The organism is Microcoleus sp. B4-D4 (assembly GCF_036705185.1).
GTDB lineage: Bacteria > Cyanobacteriota > Cyanobacteriia > Cyanobacteriales > Microcoleaceae > Microcoleus.
The window spans coordinates 248,816-270,244 of record NZ_JAUBTX010000004.1; the positions used below are offsets into that span (position 1 = coordinate 248,816).

A 21,429-nucleotide genomic window follows, 5' to 3' on the forward strand; every position below is an offset into this window, starting at 1 on the left:
TTTTAAATCCTGTTGTAATCTGTCCAGTATTCTTTTGCTTGGAGGATATCTCGGTTTTGAGTGCTTTTATCTCCACCGCAGAGGAGAAGCACAATTGTTGTTCCAACTTGCCCAAAATAGATTCGGAAACCAGGGCCATAGTCTATTCTGAGTTCGCAAACTCCTTCTCCAACTGAACGATAGTCTCCCAAATTACCAGTAACAACCCGATTTAGCCTAGATCGAATCTTGGCTTGAGTGTTTGTATCTTTGAAGGAATCAAACCACTCAGCGAAAGGTACTCTGCCATCTGAGGTGACATAACGCTGAATTTCCTTGGGTTGGACTTCTGGCATAATTGTATTATAGTACGTCGCTCCTTATTTTATATTGTTAAGTTAGCTTTCAATCTACTTACTTGCAAAGATGCGATCCTCTTCGAGGGCTTCGCTAACGCACTTTCGCATCCGCTATTTCTTAACTCGTCAACTGCAAATCCTCCATCTTAAAATAACTCCTAGCCTCGGCCAAATGTTTTTTCAAAGTCGCTTCCGGTAGCGGCCCTTTTAAATGACTCCAAGGTAAAACTCGATCCAAGTTCCACTCTTGAAAAACATAAAAATCCATCTCCGGCAACTCTCCCCGCAATTCCTTAAAAGCCCGTCGATAACTACCCAAAGTATCGCCGTAATGCCGCACTAATTCTAACAGTTTAGACAAGCGCCGATCGCCCTTCGACAACAAACCCTGAATTACCGACCAGTTATAGCTTTCAGGTCTAAATTCTAAACCTAACTTCCGCAATTCTTTATCTAAAAACTTCAGCCTCTTCTCCGCATCTTTATTCACTCCAAACCACTGAAAAGGAGTGTGAGATTTCGGGACAAAAGTGCTGCATCCAAAAGTCAAACGCAAACCGGGAACCGCTTTTTTGATCGCCCGCATCATCGCCACCGTCTCCTCCAAATCCTCCATTTCTTCACCGGGAATTCCCGCCATCCCGTAAAGTTTAATTCCCTTTAAACCGCCAGATTTAGCATTAATTGCAGCTTGGATAATTTCATCGTTAGTGAGTTTTTTATTAACAATTTTGCGGAGGCGATCGCTACCGCTTTCCACCGCAATCGTCACAGATTTACTATCTCTGTTTGTCAATATTTCTGCCAACCTAACTGTCACCGTATTCGTGCGTACCGAAGAAAGACTCAGCCGCACGCCGTCGTATTTTGGATGATTCAAATGTTCCAGCAACTGTTCAAATTCCGGGTGTTGAGTCACAGAAGCACCCAACAAACCCAAACGATTAGTCACAGCTAAACCACGATCGATCGCCGGAATTAACGAATCCTCCAAACTCGCAGTTCTAAACGGCAAAGTCAGATAACTTGCTAAACAAAAACGGCACATTTCTGGACAACTGCGAACCACTTCCACCATATAAATATTTTCCCAAGCTGCCTTTTCTGTCACCACAGTAGAAGCAGATAAAGTATTGCCGCGATACGTCTGTTTTTCAACCTCACTGGGAATTCCAGAATCGACAGGCTGAATCGCTTTAATCCCCTCAGTCGCATCCAGATAAGTTACTTCGTACAAACTGGGAACATAAACCCCCGGAACTTGGGCTAAATAGCGCAATTTAGTTTGTCTGTCTGCGGTACGAACTTCTTTACAAGCATCAATAAAATTGTCAATGAGATGTTCGCCATCTCCCAATAAAATCACATCAAAAAAATCTGCAAAAGGTTCTGGATTCGCCGTAAAAACCGGGCCCCCGCCGAATACTATGGGATGGCTATCAGTTCGTTTAGATGCCCAAATCGGAATGTCTAGAGATTCCAGTAAATTGAGAATATTTACATAGTCAAGTTCCCAAGAAAGGGAAAATCCGAGTAATTCTGGATGTCGGGGAAGTTGTTCGCGGATATCAGTAAATAAACGGCTGACTTCAATATCCGATCGCACAGCCAAAGTAGCCCATACAATCTGATAGCCGAGACTGGTGATGCCAACCGTGTACTCGTTGGGAAATGCAAAAATAGTCGGAATAGCATCAGCATCGGGGGTTGCTGGGGCAAATAGCAGGCGTTCTTGAGCAAAAGGATTAGGAGTCATGGGCAAGTTTAACTTTAACAATAGGTTTGTTACTATCTTATTTTAAGTTATTTTTAAAGTTATTGTATGGTGTATAATTTATGAATAGACTTGCATGGTACTCAGTCCATTTCAATTATTGAATTGCAATTATCTGCGTTAATCTGCCTTCAATCAGCGGTTGCCCGATCGAGCTTTTATGTAGATAAAGTATAAATTTTAAACATAAAATAATAATCGCCTAGCGCAGCCTAGGATTAGTTAGCAGTTACATCTGTTACATCCGCTTTTACTAATCCGTTTCCGAACTTGGTGTTTCAAAGTTACTCTGAAATAGAATTACTCGCGTCTCGGTTTTTCGGCGGCGGTGGGCCGTGAAAAGTCGCAATCAGCAAACAGATAATCCCAGCATTAATAAACACATCTGCCAGATTAAAAACCGGGAACCGAATTATCCGAAAATCCAGAAAATCTATAACGTGGCCCAAAACAAATCGATCGATCCCATTACCCAGCGCGCCCCCCAAAATTAAACCGTAGCCAGCTTGTTCCCAGCGGTTAATTCGCGGCCCGAACCAAGCCAACACCATCAATCCCACACTCACCCCCAAAGACAGCCAGCGCAACCAACTCGCCCCGCCATTGCTAAACAAACTAAAAGCCGCACCAGTATTAACAACATAAGTGAAGTGAAATATCCCTGGTAACAGCGGCTGAGTCTGCGGAGGAATTGTCAAGTCAAAATTTTGCACTACCCAAAACTTGCTTAGGTGGTCTAAAACTAAACTGATAATAGCAGCAACCCAGAACAAGGGATTTCTTTTAAAACGCATGGATTAGCCAATAGAAGATGGGGTATCGGGCATGATAGAATTTACTCAAATCTCGCGTTTCATTGCGAGGAGAATGCAGTGCAGCAAAGCAATCCCAACCGCAGCGAGATGATTTTCCAGTTTCGCAATGATAGTATAACATTATTTGACACAACAACCAATTCCCAATTCCCAATTCCCAATTCCCAATTCCCCAATCAATAAAACATCAAGCGGCGCAAAGTAAATGATAGCAATGCGATCGCACAAACCACTGCCAATTGTCCCGGCAGGGGATAAACCGAATAGGTCAGAATTTCATTTAATAAAGGTACTTTTTTGCCAGGAATCAGCAAGTAACTAAAAATTAGATAAATTAAGCCGATCGCGTGAACTGTAAATAAACCGCATAAACAGCTAAAAGCCATAGATTCCAGTCGCGAAGCCACCTTAAAAGCGACCCAGCCGCACACCCAAGCACCAGGAATAAAACCCAGCAAATACCCAAAACTCGCTTCTTTAAGATAGCCGATGCCGCCGCCTCGATCAAAAATCGGCCACAAAGTTAATCCTAATACCAAATAGGCAATTTGCGAGAGAGCAGCAGCATTTTTGCCGCCCATGCAGCCTACTAGCAACACGGCTCCAATTTGATAAGTCACGCCTAAAGAGTACGCCTGCAGTCCGCGATCGTCCCACAACCCGATCGGCATTGTCACAGATGCAGGCAAAAAATTGCCTCCAATCGTTAGGAGCAAACCAATAAAAGCCCAGATTAATTCAAGAGGAGCAGGCATTATAGCAGATGTTGAAGGAAGAAGTCATTAGTCATTAGTCATTGGTCATTAGTCATTAGTCATTGGTCATTAGTCATTGGTCATTGGTCATTGGTCATCACGAAGAAGGAAGAAGGCAGGAGGCAGAAGGAAGGCAAGGAAGAAGAAGTCAAGAGGAAGTTACAATCGACTGTTTATGTTTGTGCAATGCCAGAACGTCGTAACCGTCAGGGCGGTTGCTATATCGGTTCTCTAAAAAGTGAGGTATGCTTTTAGGCCCTATGCCCTATGCCCTATGCCCTATGCCCTATGCCCTATGCCCTATGCCCTATGCCCTATGCTTTTAGGCCCGATGCTTTTAGGCCCGATAGTACCTCATCTTTTTGAGACTCGGCTATATATCATCAGCATTGAGCGGATGCAGGCTGGAGTGCCGGCAACTTTTAAGTTCTCAATACTAGCACTACTGTCAAAAGAACCACTATTGTATGGTTTTCTGGTTCTCAAACCTGGATATTCCGATATTTTAATGGGGAATTGTTCGCAGCCGGGCGATCGCACCCTTGTTTCCCCACCAATTTATCTTTCACTAATCTCATAAAATTACACTTGTCAAGCTCATCAATGAATTAAATTAATCTTGGTTAACATTAGATTAAGATAAAATGTAAATATTTTTAACCTAAGCTTTACTTTCGCGCGATATGCTATGGCGGGACACCCGTATAACGATCGCAGATTTTGTATACCTATGCTTTTTCGTCTGAACCTGATTAATCCGAATCGTGTGACAACAGCAATGTCCGCTGTGGCGATCGCCCTCAGCTTAGCAGCTTGCGGCGGTGGCAGCACAACCAGCAGCAGTCCCAGCTCCGGCGACACAGCAGCATCCCCCGTTGCAGCCACAGGCACAGCCGCAAACAGCAAACTCACCCTAGCCTCAGACGTAGCCATAACCGCAGCAGGCGCCTCATTCCCCGCCCCCCTCTACCAGCGTTGGTTTCAAGACTTCAACAAAATCCACCCCAAAGTACAAATTAACTATCAATCAGTAGGCAGCGGCGCCGGAGTCGAACAATTTACCAAAGGCACAGTAGACTTTGGGGCCAGCGACACCGCCATGAAAGACGACGAAATCGCCAAAGTTCCAGCAGACAAAGGGGTGATTTTGCTGCCCATGACAGCCGGCAGCATCGTCATCGGCTACAACCTGCCAGAAGTACCCCAACTCAAACTGCCCAGAGACGTTTATACAGAAATCTTCCTAGGTAAAATTACCAAGTGGAACGACCCCAAAATTGCAGCAGCCAATCCCGGTGTAACATTGCCAGACCAAAACATCACCGTCGTCCACCGTTCCGACGGTAGCGGTACCACCGCCATCTTCACCAAACACCTCAGCGCCATCAGCCCCGACTGGAAAACAGCAGTAGGCGAGGGCAAAACAGTACAGTGGCCCGTAGGCGTAGGCGCAAAAGGCAACGAAGGCGTCACCAGCCAACTCCTGCAAACAGCAGGCAGCATCGGCTACATCGAATATGGCTACGCCAAAAACAACAACGTCAAATTTGCATCTTTGCAAAACAAAGCAGGCACATTTGTAGTACCTACAGACGATTCAGCTTCTCAAGCTTTAGCAACTGCGCCCCTGCCCGAAAACCTGCGAGCATTTATCGAAGACCCCGAAGGTGCTCAATCCTATCCAATTGTCACCTACACTTGGATGCTCGTTCCCAAAAAAGTTGCAGACCCCAACAAAGCCAAAGTTATCGAGGCAATGGTGGAATACGGCTTAACCGAAGGTCAAAAAGTTAGTGCAGAATTGGGTTACGTTCCTCTGCCCCAAAACGTCAGAGAAAAAGTTGCTTTGGCAGCCGACGGCATCAGCCCCGACTACAAGATTGAGATTGGTAAATAGTTATTGAAGTCAGTTGACAGTTGACTGTTGACTGTTGACTGTTGACTGTTGACTGTTGACTGTTGGCAGAGGGAAAAAGGAAGAAGGAACAGAGATATTTATGTAGGGGCGGCTTTAACCAGAAATACTTTTTCAAAAGTTAGGGAAGGCATCTACCCGCCCCTGTGTGTGTGATTTGATTTACAGTCTTTGTTTCTGCTTCGTTCTAGATTTTTCGGAAAAATGCGATTTTTCGTTACAGTTTTTTGAGACTTTTGTATATGATTTCAGATAGTAACACCGCTCAACCAGAGAAACGTTCCCGCTCTCGGATAGAAAAAACCTTAGACCAAGGCTTTATCTGGCTGACTCGGATTTTGGGAATCGGAGTTGGCGTAATTTTGCTGGTAATCGCGCTTACGGTTGCTTTCAGAGCTTTACCAGCGATTCAACAGTACGGTTTGGGCTTTCTGTTTAGCAGTGATTGGAATCCGGTTAAAGAAGAGTACGGTGCGCTGCCGATGATTTACGGGACGATCGTCAGTTCTGCGATCGCGCTCCTAATTGCAGTACCATTAGGAGTAGGGACTGCCATCTTTTTGAGCGAAGACTTTTTGCCGCTGCCAGTGCGTACAGCTTTAGTTTTCTTAGTAGAACTTTTAGCCGCCATTCCCAGCGTAGTCTACGGCTTGTGGGGAATTGCTGTATTGATTCCCATTATTAGCAACATCGGAAAGTTTCTCAACGGTAACTTCGGATGGCTGCCGATTTTTAGCACATCGCCAGTTGGCCCAGGAATGTTACCCGCCGGAGTAATTTTGGGGATTATGACTTTGCCCATTATTACTGCTATCTCCCGCGACTCTTTAGCAAGCCTCCCGCCCGAATTGCGACAAGCATCTCTGGGTTTGGGAGCTACTCGCTGGACAACAATCTTTAGAGTCCTCGTACCGGCCGCTTTTTCCGGCATTGTCGGCGGAATTATGCTAGGCCTCGGCCGCGCGATGGGAGAAACGATGGCCGCAACGCTGTTAATTGGAAATTCCAATCAGTTAAGTGCTTCTGTGCTAGCTCCTGCAAATACTATTGCTTCTCTGATGGCAAATCAATTTGCCGAAGCTTCAGGATTGCAAGTGGCTGCCCTGATGTATACGGGGCTAATTCTGTTTATTATGACGCTGATTGTCAATATTTTGGCAGAGTGGATTGTTTCTCAAGTAAGAGCGAAGTACAACTAGAAGTTTGGCACAATTTCCTACATAGTTTTAGTTTATGTCAAAGAGCGTCTCCGATGAGAATCCTTTTGGATCGAAAACAGGCAGTTTAAAGAGGGTTAAAAACAGCTCGCAAGCGCTGTTTAGTATGGCGATGACTGTACTGGCTGGCTCGGCTCTGGCGATAACTCTGCTGCCTTTGTTTGCAGTGCTTTCCTACGTAGCCATACAAGGTTTTAATCGCCTAAATTTAGACTTGTTCACCAAGCTGCCCCCCGCACCGGGACTGTCGGGAGGCGGTATCGCCAATGCCATTCTCGGTACATTAATGACCGTAGGAATTGCTTCTCTAATTGCTGTTCCTTTTGGAGTGTTGGCCGCCGTTTATTTGTCGGAGTTCAGCAGCGGCAAAATCACCCGCTGGGTGCGCTTTGCTACTAATGTCCTCAGCGGCGTTCCTTCGATTATTGCCGGGGTATTTGCCTACGGTTTGTTCGTGGTAAATATGGGAGGTTTTTCGGCAATTGCAGGGGGCGCGGCGCTGGCTGTGTTGATGTTGCCGACAATTGTGCGAACTACTGACGAAGCCCTACAAATCGTCCCGCAAGATATTAGATGGGCGTCGGTGGGTGTGGGTGCTTCTAATTATCAAACAGTGTTGCAGGTAGTTTTGCCTGCGGCAATTCCGGCTATCTTAACGGGTGTGACGCTGGCAATTGCCCGCGCTGCTGGAGAAACGGCTCCTTTGATTTTCACAGCGCTAAATTCGCCTTTTTGGCCTGCAGGATTTGATAAGCCAACTCCGTCGCTTTCGGTTTTGGTGTACAACTTTGCAACGGTTCCTTTTCAGGCACAGAAAGAGTTGGCTTGGGCTGCATCTTTGATTTTGGTGTTTATGGTTTTGCTGACGAGTATTCTTTCTCGTTGGGCTACTCGCCAAAAGGTTTATTGAAGTCATTGGCAGTTGGCAGTTGGCAGTTGGTCTGAAAGTATTAGCTAATAACAACTAACAACTGACAACTGACAAAATTCGCTGGTTCTGTAAAAATTAAGAGGATAGTTATTTGTATGATGATGGATTTGGACAAGCAGACGGAAACTGTTTTACGGACTGAAAATATCAATATTTTTTACGGCGGTTTTCACGCGGTGAAAAATGTTTCGCTAGAAATTCCTAAAAATCGGATTACTGCTTTGATCGGGCCTTCTGGCTGCGGCAAAAGTACAATTCTCCGATGTTTTAACCGCCTCAACGATTTAGTTAACGGTTTTCGTTTAGAAGGCAGAATTCATTACCAAGGTCAAAATCTTTACGATCCTGATATTGATGCTGTGGAGGTGCGCCGCAAGATTGGGATGGTGTTTCAAAAGCCCAATCCTTTCCCGAAGTCAATTTATGACAATATTGCTTACGGTGCGAGGGTGAATAATTATAAGGGAGATATGGATGAGCTGGTGGAAAAGTCGCTCCAACAAGCTTATTTGTGGGATGAGGTTAAGGATAAGTTAAAGCAAAGCGGTTTTTCTCTTTCGGGCGGCCAGCAGCAGCGTTTGTGTATTGCTAGGGCGATCGCGATTAATCCTGATGTAGTGTTAATGGATGAACCTTGCGCTTCTCTTGACCCGATTTCGACGATTAAGGTTGAGGAGTTGATGCGGGAACTCAAGGAGAAGTATACTATCGTAATTGTGACTCACAATATGCAGCAGGCTTCTCGGGTTTCTGACCTGACTGCTTTTTTCAATGCTAAACTTTCTGACGATGGGAAGCGGTTTGGCTATCTTGTGGAGTGTGACAAAACTGAGGTAATTTTCCAAAGTCCGAAGGAAGAGTCTACTTTGGATTATGTAAGCGGCCGTTTTGGTTAATAGTTTTTCGTAGTAATACCAATTTCCTCAAGTAGCGCTAGATATTACCCCCCCAACCCCCCCGCGAGTTCGGGGGGGCTAAGACTTCATCAGCACATCTTTAGGAAAATGGTATAAGGACTTCAGTTTTTGTGATCGCACCTGGTAAGATGCGAATGGTCGTCCTCACTACGAAGTCGGTAAAATGCGGACGGTCGTCCTCACTACGAACCTTTTTGCAAGGTTAACCATTTCTTCAAATAGCGGATTCCCGAAACTCATTAACTGCAATGATGGATTTTCTTCGTAAATATCTGGGTAAAATGTAATTGCATTTATGGTGTTTTTATAACTCAGTTGAAAAGTTTTATCGCCCTTTTTGTCAAATTTCGCACCCATTTGCTGGAAAATCGCAGAGTTGACAAACAAATTTTCGATAATTTCCGGTGACAGAGAAGTTGGCGGCAAAGGTTGACGGATTTCTATCAAGTCTGATTCTACATCCATTGCTACCATTTCATCAAGTCCAAGACGCAACGGCGGTGCGTCTAAAATGCGATCGAACTCTCGCAACAAAACACCCTCTTCTTCGGGATCTGCACTCATCACGGCCTGTTCGATGAAAGTGGGAACTGTTGCGAGAATTGGTTGCAAATTGCCGACAACGCTTTGAAAAGCATTGATCCGATCGCGCAATTTCCTATAAACCTTCGCCTCAACAGTGCCGTCATAGTAAAAATTGTGTATCCTGACTGTATCATAAATCTGTCCGATGCGATCGAGTCTGCCGATTCTCTGTTCCACCCGCATGGGATTCCAAGGCATATCATAATTGATTAAAACCCCGCAGGTTTGCAAATTTAGCCCTTCGGAAGCTGACTCGGTACAAAGTAAAATTTTGATGATTCCTTGAAGGAATTTGGCTTTGATTTGTTCCTTCGGAAAAGTTCGCCATTCCCCATTTTGGTACAACTCTCCCCCGCGCCCGGAATAGCAAGCAATCTGAGCACCATATAATTGTTGTAAAGCACTTCTGAGATAATCCATCGTGTCGGTGTATTGCGTGAACACGATCGCACTTTCGCGCTCATTCAGTTCTTGACGCAAGATTGTGATAAAGTGGGAAAGCTTGCTATCTTCCCCGGTATTCTCGAACCGATCGAGCAAATCGACTAAATATTTAATTTCTTCCGGGTCTGCTGGTGCAAAATAACCTTCCATACCTTCCAAAATCACATCATCCGCATCATCTAAATCCTGAAAATCATCCTCAGTAATGCTAATCCCTTCGAGGCGGCGCTGTAAGGATTCGCGGATGGCATAAAAGGAACTTGTCAGCCGTTTGCGGTAAAGAGTCATCAAAAATCCTAACGCCTTACGGTTGTCTTTTTGCGCTAAATTGTAAAAATGGCGGACGTAATTGCTGACGGCGAGATAAAGCGGCACTTCGCGGTTGTTTTCTAAAGTAATCGCATTATCTCTGACTTCGCGGTGGGGAATATCTCGTTCCAATAATCCCCGCTGATAGTATTGGCGTAAGGTGTCGCGGGTGTGGCGAAACATCAAATCTTTGAGGGGAGTATTCACTGTCAAATATTGGCGGGAGGCGGCGATAAAGGCTTCGTCATCAGCGATTTGTTGCGGGTTGACTCGCTGGTTTTTTTCCCAGACATCGCGCAACTTATAATATAACAATCGATCGCGCTTTTGGAGATATTCCTGCAACCGATCGCACGGCAAACCTCCTTCCTGGAAGTAACCGACAGACATCTGCTGCCAAAAACGTACATTCTGGCGATCGGGCTTTGCCGACAGCGTGCTAAAATAATTGCAGAAATTCTCACCATAAGACCAATGTCCGCGCAGTCCCAGAAGGTGCAATAAATCGAAAACTTCGATCGCATCAATCTGCATCGGCGTAGCGGATAATAACAAAAGCGATCCGCTTTTTTCCTTTAACTGCTGCATTAGCTGAAGCAGCCGGTTCGGCGTTTCCTTGCGGTTTTGCGGACTTTGACGGCGGGCGTGATGGGCTTCATCGAGTACCACCAAATCCCACGGTTGCGCGTCTAGGAGTTCTTTTGTGCGATCGCTCCGGCGGACTAAATGAGATGATGCTAAAATCAGATTCTGGGAATTCCAAATATTCTCTTCCCCAGACACACTTTTCTCCCCATACGGATTCTTTAACTCACCTTTGTTGTAACTCCAAAAGTGCAAATTAAATTTTTCGCGCAACTCTTCGTGCCACTGCGGCTGAATGCTGGCTGGTGCTAAAATTAACACGCGCTTGACTTTTTGGCTGACAAGCAAGTAACGCAAAATTAACCCAGTTTCGATAGTTTTTCCCAAGCCAACTTCATCCGCAATTAGGAAACTCTTCGGGAAACTAGCAGCCACTCGACGCAGAATTTTAATCTGATGCGGCCAAGGTTTGATGGGAATAGATTTCAAACAATAATCGAGACAAGTTGGTGAAGCATACAAATTGAAAAGCGGTTCAAACTTAGCATAATCTTGAGATAACTCAAAATCCCCAATAACTCCCCCTAAATCCCGACTCCCAACATCCGTTACATCCGCTAAATCCGCTACAAAATCCGTTGCCTCATCCGCTACATCCGCTACAAAATCCGCTGCCGAACCCTCCTCATCCGCTACATCCGCTACATCCGCTACATCCGTTACAAAATCCGCTGCCGAACTTTCTTCCCGATTCCACACAGGCTTACTACTGGGCGCGTAACTGAGTAGCTTATTTTTCACCGCTTCCGGCACTTCAAAAACGCGCACATTCGGCGATAAATTGTTCCACAACTGTTCAAACCGAAAAATCTCTTCGTTCACTCGTTCTGCATCTCGGCCGCCTTCCCAAGCACAATAAACATGGAAAGATTCAACATTGCTTTCCCAACCGCTGAGAGATTCGTTATTAGAACCGCTAAAAGCTAATTGCGCGCCCTTGCTGTCGGTAAAAATGCCGACTTTTTCGTGAAATATATGCTGGCGATCGAGTAAACTTTCACTATCTACTGGTAAACCGTTAGATTTGAGGGGAACGGCGATTTTAATATCGAGATAACTGTTTTGAATCAGCCAACTGAGGATTTCAAAATGTTTGAGTTGCGCGAAGGTTTTGGGCGGCTGCAAATCCGTATCGAGGCGGATGGTAACAGCATCTCGCAGGGCGTAACCTTGTTGGATAGCTTGCAAATCTTGCGGGCTAAACTGACAGCCCATGATTAACCGCATCCGCCCGCAATTGTGCAGCATTGCGCCCAATCCCTGCGCGACTTTGCTGAGGATGGCGCTGTTGAAAAAGCCGGATTTACGATCGTACTTAACAGCACATTCTAGCGCGGGAATGTAGAAATCGGCGATCGGGTTATTTTCATTGCTAGAATAACTAATCCGCCAGGGATAATCTTGTAAATTCATGTTATTAGATTATTTGTTATGTCCCACAATCTTCGCTCCCCCTAAATCCCGCTTAAGAAGGGGGCGGGCACGGGGGCACCGCCCCTACAGAATTAAACTCTTGTCCCCCCCTTCTTAAGGGGGGGTTAGGGGGGATCTCTTCTCATTCTTTCAACCACCTACATTCAAATCCAAACTCAATTGTCCCTCAAAGGGAATATCCAATTGTTGATAAAAAACCTTCGCCTTAATCTCATCCATCACCAACCACAAATCCAACAAAGCCTTCTCCTCCGGTATCCGCTTCTTCTCATCGCCCAAACGCGGAATCACTTTCAGCGCCACCTCAATCGCCCGCATGAAATTATCATTATCCGTCAAATTAGCTTTCTTCATAAACTCGCGCACAATTTGAATATTTCCATCCTCCTGATACAGCGCAATAATTGCGTGCAATCCATCCACTAAATATGTCAGCGAAAAATCTTGCGGATTCACCGAAAAAGCACCTTTTTTCAGGCGCTGTTTCGGAGTCAAAAGCTTGCAAGTGCCGCTAACCGAGTCAATCAATTTGTATTTTTTGGCTAAATCAACGACATCGAAACCGCCCACGGCGAGGGCGAGTTGTCGCGCTTCATCGAAGGGGAATTCGACGGCGCGGAAGGCATCCCAGGCGAGGAAATACCACTGAGTTAGCGCGTCAAAACCCGCTGTATCGGTTTGTACGAGTTTGCGGAAACGGTAGTTTGCAATCGCTTTTCTGGCTTCAGCAAAAGCAACTTCCGGGCGCACTTCTTCGCCGCTGCTGTTGAGGATGGGATAGGAACGGCTGAACACGTTTAAAGCGGGGCCAAAGGCGCTTAAATAAAGGTCGATTCCCGTGATTTTGTTGGCTTCAAATTCCGGGGCGCGCTGTTCGACGAGATTGGCGACTTCCGGGCGCAAATCGTCCCACCAAGCTTGGGCGGCGTTGGTGTCGCGCTTGCGGCAAACTAAAAGGACTGTACTGGAAACTGAGTTTTTCTTGGCTTGGTGGAGGTTTTGGGGGTTTTCGGTACTGACGGCCCAGGATGCGGTAATCTCGAAACCGGCATCGATGAGGGATTTTGTGAGCACGTCCCAAGCGCCCGATTCTTTGTGGTTGAATTGGACTGTCATCGCGCCGTCATCGCGCAAAACTCGGTAATATTCGCTAAAAGCTAGGGCCATTTTTGCTTCGTAATCTTGGGCGGCGAGTTCGTCGGGAGATGCGCCCATATTGCGGAAGCGCGACGGATTCGCCACGGCTTCTCTGTCTTTGTCGGTGAGTTCTGAGTAGAATAAATCGGGGAAGATATCGCCTAATGTGCGCTTCATCCAGACATAGAAGAAATCGGAAATTTCGGCATATTGGATTGTGGAATAGTAGGGCGGGTCTGTGATAATTGCATCGACAGATTTGTCGGGAATGTGGTAGAGGCTATCGGCGGATGCGGCATTGATTTGGATGGTTTTGGGGTCGTATTGTTCGATTCCTGGGAGGCCGGTTGAGTGGGGTTTTGTGCCGAATAAAGCGCAAAGATTTTTATAGTCTGACGCAAAAGCATCAGCACATGAATGCCATAATTGACCAGCCCCATTAACTTCTGGATAATTCCACATTAAATTAAGGGAGTGTTGTGCTGATCCAGGCTTACAACCAGCCCTCGCTGCATCCCAGTGGGCTAATCTACAATTTGTATCAACACATCTATCTAATACTAAAGCTAGATAAGTAATAATCGCCTCTACCTTCTCCAATTCATACTCAGCCTGTAGCAGCGCCTTAGCTTCGTTGATAATTTCTACATAAGTGACAAGCGTTAGCAACTGGCGAGGATTAAAGAGTTTATCCCATCTATCCATTCCATAACGTAATAATTGATCTGTATTAAATCCTGTTGAGATAACTTCGTTAGGCAAATTATATGAGCAAATTTTTTGATATTTATCTTCAAGAATATCTTGTGCTTTATTTACTCCTTCTAAATCAAAGTCTTTGGCGAGTCTAAACTCTAAACTCCCTTTGCCTTTTTTGAAAGCAATTGCATATAGTTGATATTTTAATTGATTATCAATGCCATGTTTCATTAAATATTCTTGTTCAATCACAGTATCGCAATTCGGGCATTTACCAACACTTCTGCTAATCGTATTATAAACACTCGGATCGTACTCACCCGCATCGGTTTGAATCGTCGTATCCTTGCCTTTCTTCCCCTTCACCAACTCAAAATCAACCCGCTTCTGTGCCAAGTTAGGAATCGGTTTCACCGCACACCATTTATGTAAATTCTGCTTTTCCGGGCGCTTGTACAACCACCAATTCGGGCTCAAAGGCACAACCGACTGACAACTCGGACAAACTACCGTATGCGCCCACAAATAATTCTGCACAGTTTCCTCACCTTGACTTCCCCCCTTAGCAAGGGGGGATTGAGGGGGGTTAGAAGGGAAAAATTCCGCCAATCTTTTCTCGGCTTCATCCCCCACCCATTGCACCCATTTATCAATATCCTCCTGCAAATCCGGGCCAAATTTCAGCGGATATTCCATAGCCGCCTTCATCGTCACCACCGCCACCGGATTGAGATCCGACGCCAACACATTCAACCCGTACCGCGCCGCCTCAAAGGGAATGCTTCCCCCACCCGCAAACGCATCTAAAATAGTCGGCGTGCGATTCCCCCACACCTTTTCGCAATAATCGTGAACCTTCTTAATTCGCACCGAAGACGGGGGAGTTTTGTAGAGTTTAATTTCCTTCCCCGGTTCCAATCCCAGCAAATATTCAAACTCTTCTAAAGAAATCTCAGCGGGTAAAATCGATGCCAACACCGAAGCGCGAGAAAAGGATAAAGGTTTGCGGGAATACCAGCGATGCAATCCTTTAAATGGATTGCCGCCGTGTTCGTAATTAACCTGCTCGTTTAGCAGATTTACGGGCATGATTTTCTCGATGAATAGTTTGGGGCGTTTTTTGAGAAAGTCATTCATTTTACTTCCATCCATAAATGCGAATATTATTAAAATTAATCGTGTCAATCCCTAGTTTTTGAAGGTAATTAGCTAACTTTAAATCATCAGTCAGTACGAGATATTTATTCTTAGCAATATTGATTATACTACAATCCGTTAAACCAAATTTAGTAAAACTGTCTGTCTTAACAACTTCCTGACTTTCCAGATAGGATTCATTTAATCTGGTCACTCCTTCAGCAAATACAGACAAACATTGAGAACGTTCGGGTTCTCCAAGCTTATTCGCTAAACTGTTAACTTCTGTCAGGATGTTTGGAGTTGTAACTATTTTGTTAAAATAAGACAAAATTTTCAGCAAAAAATCGTAATCTTCTGGCAAAAAATTTTCGGTGCGATTAAATTTTGAAATTCGCTCCCGGTTAACCGTACCAACAAACCATAGCAAAAGGATATTTGTATCAATTAAAATTCCTTTTTGTTTGTATTTCTGAAATAAAGAAGGAACAATATCTTTCATACTTCGCGAATTTTCATAGACTGCACTTCCCCAGTTATGGCATCTATTTTAAATATTTTATACTCTCGTTCATAATTTTTAGTTGCAATCAAATCAGCAAGGGGATTGCTTGTTTTATCCACAGGTCGGATAAACCCCAATGTAATAAACCAGTATTTTTTATCTTCTGAAAGCTCTGCTTCTTCCAGCCTCAACTCTTCGGTATGATAACCTATCATATCTCGCAGAGAACCAAAATATTGTTGAGCAGCACCTACTGCATTTCGCACATTAATAGTCATAAGAAATTCACCTCTTCAATAATTTACTTGTTACCGGACTCTGCCTGGTAAAGCAGATCCAGAAGCAGAGCCTCTAGACATCGGTTCCCAGGCAGAGCCTTGAAACCAGTTTAAAGCAGGGGGGGTTTGGTTATCCCAAAAATTCTTAGATCAACCTTCAAATACCTCTGCCTTTTCAATGATAAACCATTCGTGGTACAATACTGCTAAGAAAAACTCTTCTCCTTTCGGGCGATCGCACACAGCCATATATCCCGATACAAACATATCATCGTCAAAAGTTGTATCCTTGAGAAAAAGAGTCAGCGAGTTGCCATCGGCGCTCCAAATCGCCCGCAAAATCGTGATATTTTGGTGACGAGATGCTTCAACGGGCAATAACACCCACCGCCCCTCAATTTCGATAAATTCCGGTTCGCGGTATCTAAACTCAGACTCCCATTTAAACGGCCCTTCATGCTTCTCAATAATCCGATCCCACCGCACTGTTTTAATCTTGGCTAAAGTTTCATTTGACAAATCAGCTACTTTCATCAGATTAATCTCCCAATAATATTCGCAAAGCTTTCAAAGCATTTGAACGATTGCCATTAGCAATTTTACCAAACCAATAATGTGCCTCTTCATTACTCATCGCCATAATCCCTTCTGCAATATTAGCAATTCGTTCTGTTTTCGATAGCGGTTGCAGCGATTGAAATAAAATCGCCAAACTTACGCCAGATTCTTCTGATAATATATAAGGCGTTTGTCGCTGCTGAGATAAAGTTTTTGGATCGTAATTATTCGCTTTGAGAGTGGCATAAATTTTTTGTCTCGCCAAAACCAGAGCATTTCCTTTGAGTCGCCCCAATTTTTTAGCCGCCGGACGCTTTTTCTCTCCCGCTTTCTTGTAGGCGCATTGATAGAGTTCCAAAGCGAAATTATTGTTGTCAAGGCAAACAACTTTTAACTGAAACTCCTGCATCAGTACGTCACCCTTGCCATTAAACTCAACCTTTCTACTGGATTGCGATCGAGTGTTTGTTTGATACTGCTAATATCCGAGGCATTTGCTGGCAAAGCTGGCTTGAATTCTAAGGTGATTTTCAAACTAACAGTTGCTTGCGCTTCGGGGCTGTTCAACAAACTGTTGATAGTCGAGAAAAAGCTCTGAAATCCCCGCATCTGTCCTTGATATTCCAGCCGCACAAATTGGTCGCCAGTTTGAATGGTTGCGGTTTGGTCGATTTGCGGTTGCCAGCGCTGCAATAGGGCAATTGCTGTTCCCAATTTGCGATAATCCATGACTCGATCCACAGACAATTCTAGCATTTCGATGGCTTGTATTTTGTTGTCGCTGATGCGATCGCCCAAACCTGCAAAAACCACATTCACCGTGCCGTCGAGTTCGATAACCGTCGGTTTCGCCTCCCACAAAGTCCCCTGTAGCGCTTCCACAACATAAGGAGAATTACCATCTCGCGCGTTAGGAACTTGAAGATTTAGATTGACATTGGTTGCTTTTTCTGCTGTCTCACCGTTACCGTAATCGGCCACCACACGAAAAATACTGTTATTAACAATGGTGGCGTCATACTCATCGGAAGGGCGGAAATTTCCCGGCACTAAAGTATTATCTTGATACAAACTAACCGTCAGTGCTCCTTTCGCTTTCCACCTGACGCGCACGGGTTTTGCCGCTTCTGTACTCGGCATCAATTGAGCGCTGAGTTCCACTTCTTTCGGCGCTGGAGGTTCGAGAATGCCGCGTCTGTACAGGATCGGACGATCGCTAAACTCGATCGTCTCTGGCAACACCAACACGCTATCATCGGTTTTGATAAATAAGCGTTCCCCAACTTTCATATCCCAATTCCCCATTTTCAAACCTTGGCGAATCGTCTCCCGCAACATCGAAACTTCCGCATCCAGCAGAATATTCAAACTCAAATCCTTAGCAAAAGCATCGCGCAGCGCCTTCGTTGTCCAATTATCCAAACCCGCAGGCCAAACTTTTTGCAAGATAAAAGCCGGCGCGAAGGGTTTAGCTTCATCCGCGCGAATTTTGCCGCAATCTTTCAGGGCTTTCAAAATCACATCCTGCTGGTTGCTATTGCCTTTCACCGTACTGGAATCGTGGGCGGTAAGAGTGTAGTGCATCAACCCTTTCGGTGCTTTTACAGGATCGTTTGCAGGATAGAATAAATGGCGGTAAGCATTAGTCAAAGACACTCTCACATCTAAATCTTTCGTGCCTTTCAGATCCTTCAATTTCTTTTGCTGGCTTCCCGATAAATCTTCCATCCGGTTCGGGCTGTTGAGAATATTTTTAATTGCTTGATATTCTCTGCTATTTTCGATCGCCTTTTCAAATTCTAGCCGATTTGCCACCAAAAACAACAACCGATTCCGGTAGGTGCGAAACTTCCCCGACTCGCCGCTGTTGTTAAAAATTCTCTCGACTAATGGCGGCGCTGCGTCGGTAGAAGCATTCACCGTATCTGCGTCGAAGTCGATCAAACACAGCGCCACATCATCCGCGTTGTCGTCTACATCTCCGGGACTTTGGGGATTAGAAACCAAACTAAAAAGTCTCTTAGCAAAAATGCTATCCCGGCGCGTTTGCAAATCTTCTTTTGCCGCCAAAACCCCGACTTGTTCCTTTTCCTCGGTAATAATTTTGTTAATCGAAGGTTCTTCCTTAAACCTGGCCAAGGAAGTTATCGGATCGAAGTCTAAATACCAGGCTACCTTAGTCAGGGTTTCTAAAACGCGATCGACAAAACCGCTATCAACCCCCGGAGTCAGCAGCGACAAATTCAACTCAGCGAGGCGAATCCCCGAAGAATTTCCCTGAGTCAAAGAATGCAAAAATATGGTTCTACTTATCCAAGTAGAAAACGGCGGTTTTCCGGCTGCTGTCCATTCCGCGTCTTGCAATTGTGCGTAAGCCGGCCTACCATCAGGATTGTAGATATCCGCGCCGATGGGATTCCGCATGGGCGATCGTTGCAACCGAGAGGTAAGATCGTTAGTAATTTCCTTATCCATCCCCACCGGAATGTGATGCGTGTGAATCATGGGCACCCAACCATTGCGATTTTCCCACAAATGCCGCACGACTTGCGCGAAAAGCCGTAAAGCCCCCCGCGTCTTCTGGAATTCAGGAATCGAAGCAATTTTTTTAGTCAGCAGATTGAACAATTCCGGGTGAAACGGATAACTTTGGGCGATCGCCTTTGAGTATGACGCATCTTTGCACCCATCGGGCAAATTAACGCGGCAATTGCGATAAGCAGCCAAATATTCCGATGCCGCTTTTTGGGCCGCTTCCTCACTAACTTTAGCAAACACGCGCTGTTTGACAATGTTGTAAATTTCGATATCTGTAGAAGGACTCAAAACTCGTTCTTGTCTAGCCGAAGCGCGCATCGTTTCTTGCAACTCTGCCGTTTCTTCCGCAAAAGTATCTGCTGTCGAGGCGAGGGAATAAACCAATACTAAATTATCGCAGGCCGCCGCCAAATCCATCAAGGAAAACAGAAAAGCTACAACTTGTTTAGCTAAATCACTTCTGCCAATTTGTTTCGCTTTTGCCGATCGCAAATACCGCGCAATTTCATCTAAAATAATCACAGTCGGCTGTCCGCCCGTCAATCTTTCTAGCACAGAAGTACCGGGACTGACACCGCTTTTGTCGCTACCTTGCACTAACTGATAGCCTTGAATCCCGCCAATTTGGTAAGCAATTTCGCCCCAAAGCGTATAAGTTGTCAAACCGCTGTCGGCATGATATACTCCTTGTTCTGGGTCTAAATCTCGACCATCGATCGCTGCAACGGCGATCGGGCGATCGGGAATAGTATTAATATCTGTAAAGCGTTCCAATCCAGAAATTTCTCGCCCTTGCTTGCAGATATGCCAGAGTGCAATTTCATCGTGAGTTTTGCCGCCCCCAAAACTCGTTTCCAAACGAATCACTCCAGCCCCGGCGCTTTGCTTCATCAAGCGGCCAAAAACTTCACGAATCAGGGTTTTGATGCCGTCTGTGGCGAAAGTATTAGCAAAGAAAGTATTTGGATCTTGATAAACTTGAGGTGCATTTCCTTCGACTACCAACCGCAATTTTGCTGCAAATAAATCTAGAGACAAGTCTCCTGATAAAATTTCCTCTCTCGGTACGCAGGTATCAAAGATTAATTGCAACATTGATTATTAATCATTAGTCATTAGTCATTAGTCATTTTCAACTGCCAACTGCCAACTGTCAACTGCCAACTGTCAACTGCCAACTGTCAACTGTCAACTGCCAACTGTCAACTGCCAACTGACTAACTAAATATAACCCCACACCTACTAGCATAGCAAGTGCGGGGTTTATTGATCGCAACACTTCAGTTGTGCGCGGCTAGTATAGCGGACGATCGCAACGTTCACATTTTTTTCATCCAATACTTTAACAAATTTTCTTTGACCATGTTCTGCCGCATAACTTCTAGCAAGTATTCCTGAGCTTGGTTTTGGCTCAAGTTTTTGACTTGTTCGCTCAGGACTTGCAGTTTGAACTGCTGTTCCATGCTGAGGCTGGTTGTAGGCATATCCATAATTCGCTCCTCCAGTTTGCTGAGATCGATGCGATCGCGATCGACATCACGTTTCGCAAGATTTGTTGTGTCTCCTACATTGTAAACTATCATAACATTCACTTGACAATATGTCCAAAGTAGACATTTTGAGACTAATTTGTGTCGCAAAAGTACATCTAAGTGGGGGGAGCTTTATCATAAAACAGGGGTAAAAACCGGGAAGCCTAAGCCAAAGGAGCTATTTTGTATGGATGCAATGGAGTTTTTTCAGAGTAGTGCTGGAGAATGGCGATCGCAGCGCAGCACTCACCACCTCGCTTTCCGCCAAGCGGAGATTGGGGATTCAAATATTCAGGTAACGGCCCTAGGTGCGGATGACGCGCGAGTGGCTGAAATTTGCCAGATGCACGAGGTCGATCCGAGTCGGGCTGCTGGGGGAGCATTTGTGACTTGGCACGGCACTATGGCGTGGGATAAGGATGATGAGAATCACAAGGGCTCTACCGTATTCGCGATCGTCCCAGATCCTGAGAATCCGCGGCAGGGTTTGATGTTGCGGGAACGCGGCTATGCGGAAATTGTGCCGGTGGCCGGCCGTTTTGAGATGGATGACGAGGATGCGCTGCTGCTGATTACGGAATACGAGACGATGAGTTCGATCGAGCGTTTTTGGTTTGCCAATCCCAACGTGCGGATGCGGACAAGCAGCGTCAAGCGCTTTGGCGGTTTCAGCACTTCAACTTTTTGCACTGAAATTCGGGTGGAACCAGACTCGGATGCAGCGGCCCCGGCTGCAGAGAAGGAACCCGTTGCTAGTGAGTTTTACTCGGCCCTAGGCTGGTAATTTATTGGGCAGTTGGCAGTTGGCAGTTGGCAGTTGGCAGTTGGCAGTTGGCAGTTGGCAGTTGTCAGTGGGTAGTTGTCCGTTGTCAGTTGTCAGTGGGTAGTTGTCAGCCAACAGCGAACAGTCAACAGCGAACAGTCAACAGTCAACAGTCAACAAATGTTACAGATTGTTGCAAAAAA

The 21,429-nt window shown here is 45.3% G+C and carries 18 protein-coding genes; 5 read left to right on the forward strand and 13 right to left on the reverse strand.

The window, feature by feature from the left end; all coding sequences use genetic code 11:
* Positions 1–2: 2 nt before the first annotated feature.
* The 4 genes from QUB13_RS05800 to QUB13_RS05815 form a co-directional block, all read right to left on the reverse strand.
* Positions 3–335: a type II toxin-antitoxin system RelE/ParE family toxin gene (locus QUB13_RS05800; protein WP_194008965.1), complete on the reverse strand. Its 333-nt coding sequence runs from the start codon at positions 333–335 to the stop codon at positions 3–5.
* Positions 336–456: 121 nt separating this feature from the next.
* On the reverse strand, positions 457–2,094 hold the full coding sequence (locus QUB13_RS05805) for a B12-binding domain-containing radical SAM protein (RefSeq protein ID WP_333379645.1): 1,638 nt from the start codon (positions 2,092–2,094) through the stop codon (positions 457–459).
* A 302-nt stretch (positions 2,095–2,396) separates the two neighbouring features.
* Positions 2,397–2,906, reverse strand: coding sequence for a signal peptidase II (gene lspA, locus QUB13_RS05810; protein ID WP_194008963.1), 510 nt, complete (start codon positions 2,904–2,906; stop codon positions 2,397–2,399).
* A 197-nt stretch (positions 2,907–3,103) separates the two neighbouring features.
* Positions 3,104–3,682 carry a biotin transporter BioY gene (locus QUB13_RS05815; RefSeq protein ID WP_194008961.1) on the reverse strand — a complete coding sequence of 193 codons (579 nt, stop codon included), beginning with the start codon at positions 3,680–3,682 and terminating at the stop codon, positions 3,104–3,106.
* A 730-nt stretch (positions 3,683–4,412) separates the two neighbouring features.
* On the opposite strand from QUB13_RS05815, the gene pstS reads away from it, so the two are divergent.
* From pstS to pstB, 4 genes are all read left to right on the forward strand, one after another.
* Positions 4,413–5,579, forward strand: a complete 1,167-nt coding sequence (gene pstS, locus QUB13_RS05820; protein ID WP_333379646.1) for a phosphate ABC transporter substrate-binding protein PstS — start codon at positions 4,413–4,415, stop codon at positions 5,577–5,579.
* A 260-nt stretch (positions 5,580–5,839) separates the two neighbouring features.
* Positions 5,840–6,796 carry a phosphate ABC transporter permease subunit PstC gene (pstC, locus tag QUB13_RS05825; RefSeq protein ID WP_333379647.1) on the forward strand — a complete coding sequence of 319 codons (957 nt, stop codon included), beginning with the start codon at positions 5,840–5,842 and terminating at the stop codon, positions 6,794–6,796.
* A gap of 34 nt (positions 6,797–6,830) precedes the next feature.
* Positions 6,831–7,724: a phosphate ABC transporter permease PstA gene (gene pstA, locus QUB13_RS05830; protein ID WP_333116385.1), complete on the forward strand. Its 894-nt coding sequence runs from the start codon at positions 6,831–6,833 to the stop codon at positions 7,722–7,724.
* 116 nt (positions 7,725–7,840) lie between these two features.
* The gene (gene pstB / locus QUB13_RS05835) at positions 7,841–8,641 is read left to right on the forward strand and encodes a phosphate ABC transporter ATP-binding protein PstB (protein WP_194067040.1); all 801 of its coding nucleotides are present in this window, start codon (positions 7,841–7,843) and stop codon (positions 8,639–8,641) included.
* Between the two features lie 168 nt (positions 8,642–8,809).
* Here the strand turns inward: pstB and QUB13_RS05840 are convergent, their stop codons facing one another.
* The 9 genes from QUB13_RS05840 to QUB13_RS30390 all read right to left on the reverse strand — a co-directional run bounded on the left by QUB13_RS05840 (position 8,810) and on the right by QUB13_RS30390 (position 20,514).
* The gene (locus QUB13_RS05840) at positions 8,810–12,058 is read right to left on the reverse strand and encodes a helicase-related protein (RefSeq protein ID WP_333379648.1); all 3,249 of its coding nucleotides are present in this window, start codon (positions 12,056–12,058) and stop codon (positions 8,810–8,812) included.
* A gap of 150 nt (positions 12,059–12,208) precedes the next feature.
* Positions 12,209–15,052, reverse strand: a complete 2,844-nt coding sequence (locus QUB13_RS05845) for a DUF1156 domain-containing protein (RefSeq protein WP_333379649.1) — start codon at positions 15,050–15,052, stop codon at positions 12,209–12,211.
* 1 nt (position 15,053) lies between these two features.
* Entirely contained in the window at positions 15,054–15,554 is a 501-nt protein-coding gene (locus QUB13_RS05850; protein WP_333379650.1) for a PIN domain-containing protein, read from the reverse strand.
* The gene (locus tag QUB13_RS05855; protein WP_333379651.1) at positions 15,551–15,835 is read right to left on the reverse strand and encodes a hypothetical protein; all 285 of its coding nucleotides are present in this window, start codon (positions 15,833–15,835) and stop codon (positions 15,551–15,553) included. Before QUB13_RS05855 ends, QUB13_RS05850 begins: the two co-directional genes overlap by 4 nt.
* 150 nt (positions 15,836–15,985) lie before the next feature.
* Positions 15,986–16,369, reverse strand: a complete 384-nt coding sequence (locus QUB13_RS05860) for a hypothetical protein (protein WP_333379652.1) — start codon at positions 16,367–16,369, stop codon at positions 15,986–15,988.
* Positions 16,370–16,373: 4 nt separating this feature from the next.
* The gene (locus QUB13_RS05865) at positions 16,374–16,802 is read right to left on the reverse strand and encodes a DUF7680 family protein (RefSeq protein ID WP_194067044.1); all 429 of its coding nucleotides are present in this window, start codon (positions 16,800–16,802) and stop codon (positions 16,374–16,376) included.
* The gene (locus QUB13_RS05870; protein ID WP_333379653.1) at positions 16,802–20,026 is read right to left on the reverse strand and encodes an ATP-binding protein; all 3,225 of its coding nucleotides are present in this window, start codon (positions 20,024–20,026) and stop codon (positions 16,802–16,804) included. The genes QUB13_RS05865 and QUB13_RS05870 overlap by 1 nt, the downstream gene beginning before the upstream one ends.
* 58 nt (positions 20,027–20,084) lie before the next feature.
* Positions 20,085–20,210: a hypothetical protein gene (locus QUB13_RS05875; protein ID WP_333379654.1), complete on the reverse strand. Its 126-nt coding sequence runs from the start codon at positions 20,208–20,210 to the stop codon at positions 20,085–20,087.
* A gap of 40 nt (positions 20,211–20,250) precedes the next feature.
* A complete protein-coding gene (locus QUB13_RS30390) occupies positions 20,251–20,514 on the reverse strand; it encodes an NblA/ycf18 family protein (protein WP_442921518.1) in 264 nt (87 codons plus the stop codon).
* Positions 20,515–20,650: 136 nt separating this feature from the next.
* On the opposite strand from QUB13_RS30390, the gene QUB13_RS05885 reads away from it, so the two are divergent.
* The gene (locus QUB13_RS05885) at positions 20,651–21,247 is read left to right on the forward strand and encodes a phycobiliprotein lyase (protein WP_194008955.1); all 597 of its coding nucleotides are present in this window, start codon (positions 20,651–20,653) and stop codon (positions 21,245–21,247) included.
* The last annotated feature ends 182 nt before the right edge of the window (positions 21,248–21,429 follow it).